The organism is Paucilactobacillus nenjiangensis, from assembly GCF_008632615.1.
In the GTDB taxonomy this organism is placed as follows: Bacteria; Bacillota; Bacilli; order Lactobacillales; family Lactobacillaceae; genus Paucilactobacillus; species Paucilactobacillus nenjiangensis.
In genome coordinates this window covers 1,926,634-1,939,619 of the sequence record NZ_CP043939.1, presented here as the reverse complement: position 1 = coordinate 1,939,619, position 12,986 = coordinate 1,926,634, and the positions used below count along the sequence as shown (strand labels likewise).

The 12,986-nt window shown below is 41.8% G+C and carries 9 protein-coding genes and 2 rRNA genes; 10 read left to right on the top strand and 1 reads right to left on the bottom strand.

Annotated features, from left to right (window positions below):
* Positions 1-115 precede the first annotated feature (115 nt).
* The 3 genes from F0161_RS09925 (at position 116) to F0161_RS11450 (ending at position 3,700) form a co-directional block, all read left to right on the top strand.
* Positions 116-3,037: ribosomal RNA gene (locus tag F0161_RS09925) — 23S ribosomal RNA — on the top strand.
* 97 nt (positions 3,038-3,134) lie between these two features.
* Positions 3,135-3,251: ribosomal RNA gene (gene rrf, locus F0161_RS09920) — 5S ribosomal RNA — on the top strand.
* A gap of 293 nt (positions 3,252-3,544) precedes the next feature.
* Positions 3,545-3,700 carry a hypothetical protein gene (locus F0161_RS11450; protein ID WP_170175931.1) on the top strand — a complete coding sequence of 52 codons (156 nt, stop codon included), beginning with the start codon at positions 3,545-3,547 and terminating at the stop codon, positions 3,698-3,700.
* Between the two features lie 122 nt (positions 3,701-3,822).
* On the opposite strand, the gene helD is transcribed toward F0161_RS11450, so the two are convergent.
* Positions 3,823-6,093: an RNA polymerase recycling motor HelD gene (gene helD / locus F0161_RS09915; protein ID WP_150204463.1), complete on the bottom strand. Its 2,271-nt coding sequence runs from the start codon at positions 6,091-6,093 to the stop codon at positions 3,823-3,825.
* A gap of 306 nt (positions 6,094-6,399) precedes the next feature.
* Here helD and trpS point away from each other — a divergent pair, with 306 nt between their 5' ends.
* From trpS to F0161_RS09880, 7 genes are all read left to right on the top strand, one after another.
* Positions 6,400-7,416, top strand: a complete 1,017-nt coding sequence (trpS, locus tag F0161_RS09910) for a tryptophan--tRNA ligase (protein ID WP_137601845.1) — start codon at positions 6,400-6,402, stop codon at positions 7,414-7,416.
* 387 nt (positions 7,417-7,803) lie between these two features.
* Positions 7,804-8,742 (top strand): Ppx/GppA family phosphatase, encoded by a 939-nt coding sequence (locus F0161_RS09905; RefSeq protein ID WP_150204462.1) that lies wholly within the window; start codon positions 7,804-7,806, stop codon positions 8,740-8,742.
* Between the two features lie 14 nt (positions 8,743-8,756).
* Positions 8,757-9,998, top strand: coding sequence for a hydroxymethylglutaryl-CoA reductase, degradative (locus F0161_RS09900; protein ID WP_150204461.1), 1,242 nt, complete (start codon positions 8,757-8,759; stop codon positions 9,996-9,998).
* 2 nt (positions 9,999-10,000) lie between these two features.
* The gene (locus F0161_RS09895; RefSeq protein WP_150204460.1) at positions 10,001-10,951 is read left to right on the top strand and encodes an IpaB/EvcA family protein; all 951 of its coding nucleotides are present in this window, start codon (positions 10,001-10,003) and stop codon (positions 10,949-10,951) included.
* A gap of 5 nt (positions 10,952-10,956) precedes the next feature.
* Complete coding sequence (locus F0161_RS09890) at positions 10,957-11,655, top strand: NAD-dependent protein deacylase (protein WP_150204459.1); 699 nt, start codon at positions 10,957-10,959, stop codon at positions 11,653-11,655.
* Positions 11,656-11,709: 54 nt separating this feature from the next.
* Positions 11,710-12,027, top strand: a complete 318-nt coding sequence (locus F0161_RS09885; RefSeq protein WP_137601849.1) for a hypothetical protein — start codon at positions 11,710-11,712, stop codon at positions 12,025-12,027.
* A gap of 12 nt (positions 12,028-12,039) precedes the next feature.
* The gene (locus tag F0161_RS09880) at positions 12,040-12,879 is read left to right on the top strand and encodes a DUF72 domain-containing protein (RefSeq protein WP_150204458.1); all 840 of its coding nucleotides are present in this window, start codon (positions 12,040-12,042) and stop codon (positions 12,877-12,879) included.
* Positions 12,880-12,986 lie beyond the last annotated feature (107 nt).

Genomic DNA, 12,986 nt, shown 5'->3' with positions numbered 1-12,986 from the left:
TTAATTGTTTTAACAATTAAACCGAGAACACCGCGTTATTTGAGTTTTTTAAAGAGTTATCGCATATACTCAATTAATCTGTTGTCAGCCAGCACGTCAGTGCTGGAATCAACAAGGTTAAGTTATAAAGGGCGCATGGTGAATGCCTTGGTACTAGGAGCCGATGAAGGACGGGACTAACACCGATATGCTTCGGGGAGTGGTAAGTACACTTTGATCCGGAGATTTCCGAATGGGGGAACCCAGCTGACTTAATCGTCAGTTATTGCTTAGTGAATTCATAGCTAAGTAAAGGTAGACGCAGTGAACTGAAACATCTCATTAGCTGCAGGAGTAGAAAGAAAAATCGATTCCCTGAGTAGCGGCGAGCGAAACGGGAAAAGCCCAAACCAGAGAGCTTGCTCTTTGGGGTTGTAGGACAGAACATTTGAGTTACAAAAGTATTACGTAGTTGAATCAGCTGGGAAGCTGAGCCAGAGCGGGTGATAGCCCCGTAAGTGAAACGTAATACCCTCAGCTCTGTATCCTGAGTACGGCGGAACACGTGAAATTCCGTCGGAATCCGGGAGGACCATCTCCCAAGGCTAAATACTACCTAGTGACCGATAGTGAACCAGTACCGTGAGGGAAAGGTGAAAAGCACCCCGGAAGGGGAGTGAAATAGTTCCTGAAACCATGTGCCTACAATCAGTTGGAGCCCGTTAATGGGTGACAGCGTGCCTTTTGTAGAATGAACCGGCGAGTTACGATTGCATGCAAGGTTAAGACAGAAAAGTCGGAGCCGTAGCGAAAGCGAGTCTGAAATGGGCGTATGAAGTATGTTGTTGTAGACCCGAAACCAGGTGACCTACCCATGTCCAGGTTGAAGGTGCGGTAAAACGCACTGGAGGACCGAACCCGTGTCAGTTGAAAATGGCTGGGATGAGGTGTGGGTAGCGGTGAAATTCCAAACGAACTTGGAGATAGCTGGTTCTCTCCGAAATAGCTTTAGGGCTAGCCTCGGACTTAGAATCATGGAGGTAGAGCACTGTTTGGACTAGGGGCCCGTCATGGGTTACTGAATTCAGATAAACTCCGAATGCCATTGATTTATGTCCGGGAGTCAGACGGTGAGTGATAAGATCCATCGTCGAAAGGGGAACAGCCCAGACCGTCAGTTAAGGTCCCAAAATATATACTAAGTGGAAAAGGATGTGGAGTTGCTTAGACAACTAGGATGTTGGCTCAGAAGCAGCCACCATTTAAAGAGTGCGTAATAGCTCACTAGTCGAGTGATCCTGCGCCGAAAATGTACCGGGGCTAAGTATATTACCGAAACTACGGATGCAACCATTAGGTTGCGTGATAGGAGAGCGTTCTAAGGGCAATGAAGTCAGACCGTGAGGACTGGTGGAGCGCTTAGAAGTGAGAATGCCGGTATGAGTAGCGAAAGACAGGTGAGAATCCTGTCCACCGAATGACTAAGGTTTCCTGGGGAAGGCTCGTCCTCCCAGGGTTAGTCGGGACCTAAGTCGAGGCCGAGAGGCGTAGACGATGGATAACAGGTTGATATTCCTGTACCAGTTAAATGCGTTTGAACAATGGAGGGACGCAGGAGGCTAAGCAAACCAGACTGTTGGATATGTCTGGCCAAGCAATAAGTCTTGGAGAGAGTGAAATGCTTTTTCCTTTAAGGACAAGTTGTGATGGGTAGCGAAATTTTAGTAGCGAAGTTGCCGATGTCACACTGCCGAGAAAAGCTTCTAGTGAGTATTTAACTGCCCGTACCGCAAACCGACACAGGTAGTCGAGGAGAGAATCCTAAGGTGTGCGAGTGAACTCTCGTTAAGGAACTCGGCAAAATGACCCCGTAACTTCGGGAGAAGGGGTGCTGTACGAAAGTACAGCCGCAGTGAATAGGCCCAGGCGACTGTTTATCAAAAACACAGGTTTCTGCAAAATCGTAAGATGAAGTATAGGGGCTGACGCCTGCCCGGTGCTGGAAGGTTAAAAGGATGGGTTAGCTTCGGCGAAGCTCAGAATTGAAGCCCCAGTAAACGGCGGCCGTAACTATAACGGTCCTAAGGTAGCGAAATTCCTTGTCGGGTAAGTTCCGACCCGCACGAAAGGCGTAACGATCTGGGCACTGTCTCAACGAGAGACTCGGTGAAATTGAAGTACCTGTGAAGATGCAGGTTACCCGCGACAGGACGGAAAGACCCCATGGAGCTTTACTGTAGCTTGATATTGAGTGTTTGTACAGCTTGTACAGGATAGGTAGGAGCCGTAGATACCGGAACGCTAGTTTCGGTGGAGGCGTTGGTGGGATACTACCCTCGCTGTATGACCACTCTAACCCGCATCACTAATCGTGATGGGAGACAGTGTCAGGTGGGCAGTTTGACTGGGGCGGTCGCCTCCTAAAAAGTAACGGAGGCGCCCAAAGGTTCCCTCAGAATGGTTGGAAATCATTCGCAGAGTGTAAAGGCACAAGGGAGCTTGACTGCGAGACAGACAGGTCGAGCAGGGACGAAAGTCGGGCTTAGTGATCCGGTGGTTCCGTATGGAAGGGCCATCGCTCAACGGATAAAAGCTACCCTGGGGATAACAGGCTTATCTCCCCCAAGAGTCCACATCGACGGGGAGGTTTGGCACCTCGATGTCGGCTCATCGCATCCTGGGGCTGTAGTCGGTCCCAAGGGTTGGGCTGTTCGCCCATTAAAGCGGTACGCGAGCTGGGTTCAGAACGTCGTGAGACAGTTCGGTCCCTATCCGTCGCGGGCGCAGGAAATTTGAGAGGAGCTGTCCTTAGTACGAGAGGACCGGGATGGACATACCGCTGGTGTACCAGTTGTTCCGCCAGGAGCATCGCTGGGTAGCTACGTATGGATGAGATAAACGCTGAAAGCATCTAAGTGTGAAACTCGCCTCAAGATGAGATTTCCCATCTCCTTCGGGAGAGTAAGACCCCTCAAAGATGATGAGGTAGATAGGATGGAAGTGGAAGTGCAGTGATGCATGGAGCGGACCATTACTAATCGGTCGAGGACTTAACCACACAGTGGTGTCCGGTTTAAAAAATTCTTGATATTATTTAGTTTTGAGAGCGCAAGTTCTCCGTGTTAAACGTATTCATTGAAGTACACACACGATAGTGTGGTGATGATGGCTAGAAGGATACACCTGTTCTCATGCCGAACACAGAAGTTAAGCTTCTAAGCGCCGATAGTAGTTGGGGGATCGCTCCCTGCGAGGGTAGGACGTCGCCATGCATGATTAAAAACACGAATCTTAATTGATTCGTGTTTTTTGTGACTAAAATTAATGTAATAGCGTAAAATATTCCAATAATATATATTATACTATGATAAATACCAATTCAGAAATAATATTATTTTTGGCATTTTTACATAAATAAATCCTAATTTAATCGCTAAAGTCACCTTAATTATTGATAAATCGAGTAAATATAGATATCTTATCGTTTGCATAATATAAAGGCATCATATATAATCATGATAGAAAAAATAAGAAATTTGTTATCGAATTGAGGAGAGTGATTCAAATGAAAAAAATAATTCTATTTGTCACAATCACAATTGCAACGATACTTTTAATCAATCAAGGTATTGACATGGTTACAGCAAAGCAAAATGTAATCCATGACGATGTAATTGGGACGGTGCATGAATTGGAAACCCCAAACAAGCACAAAACATAAACGATTCACTATCTGTCAACTGCTCCAGAAACTGGCAGTGATAATCAAACACAGTCAATGCACTATTCCGATTTTATTGACTAAAAAAGCATCCAGTAAGATAAACTGAAGGGATGCCTTTTTTACTGTTCAGAAATTAATGAACGATGATTTGCCACGATGGGACTAAGTGAACCTAAGCTAATTAAGGTCAATTCGTGCATGGCTCTAGATGAGATGGTGTATAAAATACCAGCAGTATGTGCGTTAGGATAATTATTTTTAGAAGCATCATACGCAATAACAGCATCAAATTCCAATCCCTTAGCTAGGTAGATTGGCATTACTAAAATCCCAGTTGGGAGCACTCGGTCATTTGCAGTGAGTAATTTAGTGCCTTGAAGATGTCGTAACTGACGATAAGCTTGGTTTGCTTGATCCATTGTCCGAGTTAAGATAGCAATGGTATCGTATTTGCCGGCCAAGCGTGAGACTTCTTGGCTCAGTTGCTGATTAAAGGCCACTTCATCACGTGTTTCAATCGCTTTAGGTAATTCACCATGGCGACTGAATGGAATGATTTTTTCTCCATCCGGTAACATAGATTTAGCAAAATTAGTAATTTCAGTTGTTGAACGATAACTGCGATTCAACGAAATTAAGTTGGTTCGTTTTGCATTCAGTGATTGACTTAAGCGTGATAACAACACTTCAGGTTCTTCGATATCAGAGTAGAGTGCTTGTTCACTATCACCCAGAACCGTGAATTTTGCTTTAGGGAAAATGTGCTTTAGATATATTAATGCGGCGACCGAGTAGTCCTGCATTTCATCAATAAATACATATTCAAGTTGACGATTTTGCCCCGAACCTGTGATTAAATCGCGTAAATATAACGCAGGTGCGCAGTGTTCAAATGGCATTTGGTGGAATTCAATTGCGTGATCATAATCTGAAATAGCCTGGCTAAAATCAATACCAGCAACATTTAACTGATCTAAAAATTCACGATATTGCGAGTAACTATCGATAAAATGATTATTATAAATAGCATCGTAGACGACGCGTAATCGATTGGTTGCCCATCGTTTACCTAAATATTCTAGTTGTTCATCTTCAGAATCGAAATCATCCGATTGACGGTCACCGTACAAATCGTGTAATTGATCAGTGGGGAGTTGTTCTAATTCATCTTGAATCCACGTTGCCGTGGCAGCTTCCTTAATTCGCAATTTCAGTTCTTTAATCAGCGCATTTTTGGTGGCCAAAATTTTATCAGCGATACTCATATTTTCAGGATTAGTCGCAAAAGTTTGGCGAATATGACTTTCATGGAAGAAAGGTTGACCTTCGAATTGAATTTCAATGAATTCAATGTTTTCAGCTGTTAACTGGGCTGTATAAGCTTCGACCTGTTGCATAACTTGCGGACTTTCTAAATATTTCTGGACGGCTGATGGAGTACCATGCTGTGCCTCGTATTGTTCAAATAACGTCTCGACTGTGAGTCCTTCAAATCTCCGTGTTAAAAATTCAGCAAAGGTGACTTGGCGCATGTTACGTTCACCTAAACTAGGTAACACTTCAGAAATGTAATGACTAAACAATCGATTGGGTGAGAAAAGCACGATTTGGTCGGCATTTAATGATGCACGGCTATGATAAAGTAAATAAGCAATTCGTTGCAAAATGGCAGAAGTTTTGCCACTCCCGGCAGCACCATGCACGAGTAGTAAATCACTAGTCGTATCACGAATAATGTCATTTTGTTCCTTTTGAATCGTGGCCACGATATTTTGCATCAATTGGTCATTTTGTGAACCTAACGCAGCTTGCAACATCTCATCGCCAACGGTGTCGTTAGTATCAAACATGTTGGTAATTTTGCCATCGTTAATGGTAAATTGCCGTTTTTTGGTCAGTTCTGTTTTTTGCGGACCATTGGGGGTTGGATATTCAACCTTGCCTAATGAGCCGTTATAATAGATTCCAGAGATTGGTGCGCGCCAATCATAAATTAAAAAATCGGTTTGATCATTATCCATTAATGAGGCCACACCAATGTAAAGCGATTCAGTCTCGAAATCACCGTCGTCTTTAATATCAATTCTTCCAAAATAGGGTGAACCTTGTAATTCTTGTAGCGTGGTTAATTGGCGTTTTAAAATCGTTTCATTTTCAACTGTCCGGGCCACCAATTGTCGTTGTTGTTGGATTTGAACATTCGTGTCCATCGCATCATCAATTTCATACAAGTTGACCGAAGCGTTCGCACTATAGTTTTTTTCAACGGCTCGAGTTTCATTATGGGCCGTTTCAACCGCTGCTTTGGCTTCGTTGATTTGATCATCGATTTGTTCAATAACGAAATCTACTCGTTTTTGTTCTTGTTGTCGTTCATTATTTTCAGTCACAAAAGAACCTCCGTTTAAATAAGTCTATTAATTGTATGCTGTTTTCTTGATTAAAACAAGTTTTGAGCTTAGAAAATTGCTTTACATTTGACTGATAAATCAGTAAAATTAATATTGAATTTAGTAGCGTGAGTCCAGCGAGAAGTTGATTTGGTGTGAGAACTTCCAAAACGCGAATTGGTTAAATGGTTGCCCGCCGTAAGGGTAAAGTGGTAGTCAGATGACTACAAATTAGGTGGTACCGCGCAAATGGCGTCCTATTGCAATCTTGCAATGGGGCGTTTTTCGTATAAAAAGGAGAAAATTATGACAAAAAAAGTTATTTTAACAGGTGATCGTCCCACAGGTAAGCTACATATTGGTCACTACGTTGGTTCATTAAAGAACCGTGTTGAACTTCAAAACTCAGGTGATTACGACACGTTTATCATGATTGCTGACCAACAAGCACTGACTGACAATGCCCGTGATCCCGAAAAAATTCGTAACAGTCTTACACAAGTTGCGCTAGACTATTTAGCTGTCGGGATTGATCCTCAAAAATCTACGATATTAGTTCAATCACAAATTCCTGCATTGAGCGAATTAACAATGCATTATTTAAATCTAGTTTCAGTTGCTCGTTTGAATCGTAATCCAACGGTTAAATCAGAAATCGCTCAAAAAGGTTTTGGCGAAAGTGTACCTGCTGGTTTCTTTATTTATCCAGTCAGTCAAGCTGCTGATATTACAGCATTTAAGGCAGATACAGTGCCAGTCGGTGATGATCAAGAACCAATGCTGGAACAGACCCGCGAAATTGTGCGTTCATTTAATCGTACTTATAACCAAGATATTTTGGTTGAACCTGAAGGATACTTCCCAACGAAGGGACAAGGACGCATTCCAGGGCTAGATGGTAATGCCAAAATGAGTAAGTCACTGAACAATGCCATTTACTTGTCAGATGATGCGGACACTGTTTCAAAGAAAGTGATGTCAATGTATACTGATCCATTGCACATACAAGTCAGCGATCCAGGTCACATTGAAGGGAACACCGTGTTTACTTATCTTGATATTTTTGATACGGACAAAGCTAAAGTTGCTGAATTAAAGGATCAATATCAAGCTGGTGGATTAGGTGACGTCAAAATTAAGCGTTACTTAAATGAAGTTCTCGAAGGTGTATTGTCACCAATTCGTGAACGCCGTGCTCAATACGAACAAAATATGGACTATGTCTATCAAGTCCTTCGCGAAGGCTCAGAAAAAGCCAATATTATCGCTAACCAAACACTTGAAGAAGTTCAAGATGCAATGGGAATCAATTATTTCAAATAGAGTGCTGAAACCATCGGTAATTGCTCGAGCAATAGCCATAGATTATTGAATGATTACGGGCTAAGTAATCGAAATAATCGTAGCTAGGTGAGAGAAATGATGGTTAAGGCACGTTTTCAAAATTGAACGCTGCAGTAATTCGGAGATGTCTGATTACTAAAGCACGTTTTAGAAACAATTTTGAAAGTACGCCTCACAAATTTAAATAAGCTCTCCTTGGTCGTGATGTAAATGAAAATAAATTACATCACGACTTTTTTTACATAAATTTCTTTGCATAAATACAATTTAATGTGATTTTTTTTGTGTGCATTGCGGTGTGAAATGGTATGATATAAGAGAATTTATTATGAGAGAAAATAAAACAAAATAACGGGAGGTGAAACTTTGGAGAATCTAGCGATTGTCGACTTGGGTTCCAACTCTGTTAGAATGGCGATTACGGAAATTCAAGCCGATGGTACATACCGTGAAGTGAAACGCGTGAAAGAAGATTCGCGTATTTCAGAAGGTATGGGACGAGAAAAAATGCTGCAGCCTGCAGCTATGGATCGCACGATTGCTGCGTTAAAAAGATTTACCAAACTGTACGTCGGATTGCCCAATTTGACAGTCCGGGCAATTACCACTGCTGCAGTGAGACAAGCGAAGAACCAAAAAGAATTTTTAGTGCGTGTCAAAAAAGAAACCGGTATCGATTTACAAGTTATTACTGGTGCCAAGGAAGCTTATTATGATTACCTTGGTGTAGTTCGAACGTTAGAAATGGATCATTGCTTAATTTTAGATACTGGTGGTGCCAGTGTCGAATTGATTTTGGTGCAACATAAAAAAGCTCGAAATTTAATTTCAATCCCAATCGGAGCCGTGAACTTATCAGAGCAATTTCATCTCGGTGGCTATGTTAAAGCTGCAGATTTGTTTAAAGCACAGGTTTCGGTTAATGAACGGCTGACCAAGATTCCGTGGTTAAAGTATGCTAGTCACGTTCCAATCGTGTTATTGGGCGGAGCCAACCGGACCTTAGCTCGGATGAGTCGTAATTACAAACGCCAAGGTCGCGGGAGCATTCATGGGTATCAATTATCAGCTCGAGCTGTCTATGCGACTTATCGTGAATTATTAAATAAAAATTTAGCACAGCGGAAAAAGATTTCTGGTTTGGAACCAGACCGTGCGGATATTATTATTGGTGGAATGCTACCGTTAGTTAGTTTGTTACAACGCAACAGTGATGGCCGCGTCATTTTCTCCGAAAGTGGTGTCCGTGAAGGTGTCATTGCTGAGTACATTCAAGGTAGTGAAGATTCAGCTGGCAAGAAGTAGTTCGAGGTAGTTAAATGGCTGCTTGGCAAAGTGGATTTTATAAATTGTCTGTCGCGCAACGACAACAATTAATTCAACAACAATTAAATTTATCTCAGGAAGAAGTGGAGCAGTTACAGGCTCACACTTCTTTTTGGAGTTCTCAGATGATTGAAAATTATCTCACCAATTTTGAAATACCAGAAGGGGTGGCCCTTAATTTTGTGATTAATGGGCGTGAATATACCGTACCAATGGTGACTGAGGAACCGTCCGTGATTGCAGCGGCTAGTCATGCTGCTAAGATTGTCAGTCAAAGCGGTGGCTTTGTGGCGCCAACTTCATCACGACAAATGATTGGCCAAATTGTGTTGGAAAATATCGATGATTTTGAACAAACCAAAACTTGGTTATTATCACATCAAACCGAACTGATTAAAGTTGCTAATGATTCCCATCCATCGATGCTAGCACGTGGAGCTGGGGCGAAGTCACTGCGAATTCGACAGTTAGACGAGTTTGTGGCGTTAGAGCTGTTGATTGATGTCGGTGAGGCCATGGGAGCCAACGTTGTGAATACGATGAGCGAAGCCGTTAAGGCATGGCTGCTCAATCAAGGTTATGAGGTAGTAACCGCAATCCTAACCAATTTGGCGACCGAAAGTTTACAAACAGCCACCTGTGAGATCCCCGTTGCAAACTTAGGTGAAAATGGAAGTACAGTTGCTAAACAAATTGCTAAGCTTAGTCATTTAGCGCAAATCGACCCTTACCGTGCGACGACCCACAATAAAGGTATCATGAATGGTATCGACGCGGCGGTGATTGCATCTGGTAATGATTGGCGTGCGATTGAAAGTGGCTCACACGCTTACGCAGTACAAGATGGACAGTATCGAGGCCTAGCTAAATGGACCGTGGGAGATAAGCAACTATTCGGTACCATCACATTACCATTACCCGTTGGTGTGGTAGGCGGTTCAATTGGCATCGTGCCTACCGTTAAATTAAATCAGACAATTTCAAAAATTAAGACTGCTTCAGAGCTAGCTCAAGTGATTGCCAGTGTTGGGTTAGCTCAAAATTTGGCAGCGTTAAAAGCTTTGGCTAGTGAAGGAATTCAAGCCGGTCATATGCGTTTACAATATCGTGCATTGGCCATTCAAATTGGTGCTCAAGCCACAGAAGTTAATCTATTAGTTGAGCGGCTAAGCAAGCTGTCTAGAGTAGACCAACAAATCGCAATTCAAGAATTAGCAGTTATGAGAGGAAAGTAATAATGGCAACTGAATTAAACCAGACAACACAAGAATTATTAGATCAAGTTAATCAAATGTATCCCGGAGTGGTCTTAGTCCATTTTGGGGATGAAAAAGTTGGTTATATCCGCCATGACCAAGCCCAACAAGAGTCTTTACAAGGCGGAATTGAAATTACGGTGACTGATATCACTGCACCAGATTACACGGCGTCACATGAACTATTGCATTTGATGATGATTATGCAAGGTTTCCCTCAGATATTCTTTCAAGTGTCATTTGGGGATGAACGATTAGACGAACAATTGATGATTATGGCGACTGATTTGTATGACGTGGCGATGCATGTGATTGTGGTAGATGAACAACGGAAACATGGGTTGATTGATGACCAAATTGAAGCATTGTATATCAAAGGAGTGGATGCCACTCTCACGCCAGAAACGGCTGAACCTGATGATGAGCGTACGCTACGATTGTTGACCTTATTAGATACGCTAGTATTTATGGGCGACCACGCGTCGACTGTTGATGCACATTTGCGGGAACTTTATCCAGTGGCTTACAAAGCTGCCCAAGAAATGTATGCGGATTTGATGGTTAAGCCAATTGATTCACCATTTACGATGCGTCGGGCAATTGTGAAACTGTTTAAACAATTTGATGTGAAGCTGAACCAATCGGGTCTACCAGCATTGCATACAACTGAATTTACGACGCTATCAACCGTGTTAAGCGAACGCCAATTACGGTTGGACACACGGCAATTATTTGAAGTATTTCATTCAGAAATGACTAACAAAGAAACTGGCGAAAAAGCTTATATTGCGTTACAGCGGAGTGATCGACAAAATTCGTTTGTCGTAAATCCACCCAAGAAAGATTCAGATGTTTTCTTTAAAAAGATGTATGATAAAACCGTACAAGAACTATTAGATGAATTGAATGTCCCTTATATCGTAAGGAAGTGATTGTTGTGGAACAACAAATTCAACAACTATTTGATAACGCAAAACAGATTGTCTTTTTAACAGGTGCCGGAGTTTCAACGGCATCAGGCATTCCCGACTTTCGTTCGGCAAATGGTTTGTATACTAAAGATAAAAATGCGGAATATTATTTGAGCCATCGCTATTTTGAATCTGACCCAGATGGCTTTTATCAGTTTGCCAAGGATAACTTGTATTTTCCTGAAGCAAAGCCAAATATTATTCATACCAAACAGGCACAATTAACGCAACAAGGTAAAGCAGCAGTGATTACGCAAAATATTGATAATTTATATGAAGTTGCCGGAACTAAAAATCTGGTTGATTTTCATGGTAATTTGTTTAATGTCTATTGCGAAAAATGTCACCAGTCAGTTGATTGGCATGACTATTTAACGAGCCGGATTCATCAAGGTTGTGGTGGCCCATTACGTCCAGATGTTGTATTGTACGACGAAGGGATTAACCAAAATAATATTCAACAATCGCTAGATTATTTGCAAGAAGCAGATTTAGTGGTGATTGTCGGCACGTCGATGCGAGTTTATCCATTTGCGGGCTTATTGGATTATCGGAATCGGAGTGCGCAAGTCGTGGCTGTTAACCAGCAGCCGCTACAATTTAGCTTTCCATTTACGATGGTGCAACAAGATGCAGTAGAATTTTTCAATGATTTGACTGTGTGAAATACTTTAACTATTTGCTTGAAATCGTTACAATAAGAGTAAGAGGTGATAATTATGTCACGAGAAACTATTATTGGATCAATTAACAGATTAGCTAATCAGCTACTATTAGTTAAGAGCATACAAGTTGTATCGGACTTTTTCTTTATTTACCTAACCTATTGTATCTTGATTTCAGGGGATGTCATGACTTTCTTTGGAAGAGAATTTACACAAAGTAATGCACTGATTATCGTCATTTTGGTATCAGTGATAAATTTATGCCTATCATTATTGCAGCGTAGTTATCGCCGTTCTGGTCGTGAGTTAGCCGAACAACTAGACGGTGACTTAACTGATGCAGAACAGCGAAAAGTAAAATTATTTTATTGATGGAGAACTAATTTGATAACAATTGGACTCACCACGTGGAGTGACCATCCTAATTTAATAAATGACGAACAGCGGCCCGTTCAGCTATCTGAATATGCCGCTGTTTTTCCTGTGGTTGAAATTGACACCACTTTTTACGGAGTACCAAGTGAATCGACTTTTTTACATTGGGTTGAAGAAGTGCCGACGAGCTTTCAGTTTATCGTGAAGGCCAATCGGGAAATGACGATGCATCCAGATTTGGATCAACAAATTACTGAAGCTGAACGTGAACAAATTTTTTGCGATTTTAATCAACGGATGAGGTTGTTGATAGCGACTAATCAACTAAAAACAATCTTATTTCAATTTCCACCAATGTTTAATGCGACTCACGAAAATATTCAGTACTTAATGCGATTGCGGTCGTTGATGGCTGATTTGCCGATTTCGATTGAATTTAGAAACATGACTTGGTTTGATGATGCCATTTTTCCGGAACTAGAAGAATTCTTTTCTGATTTGAAGTACGATTTGGTGGCTGTGGATGAACCTCGCGGCTTGACCAATTCGGCTGACTTTATTTTGAATGCTCAAACCAAAATTGTGCGATTACATGGTCATAATCAACATGGTTGGCAGGACTCGGGGATGCAATGGCGCAAAGAACGAACCAATTATCGTTATTCGACTGAAGAACTGCGACAACTAGCCACGAAAATTCGAGCGAGTGGTGCCACTGATGTATGTGTGATTTTCAATAATAATGGTGGTCACGCGGCCGCTGGGAACGCACTTGAATTGCAGCAACTGCTGGATTTACATTTTGCCAATTTGGCACCACGGCCACCGCAACAACTCGATTTATTTTAAATTGAGGCGAGATAATTCAGAAAAACGTGTTTAAATGCGCTATTACTGTTAAGACTGGTCGAATTTTCTTATCATTTTTGCTATACTTAAACTTATTATTAAATTTC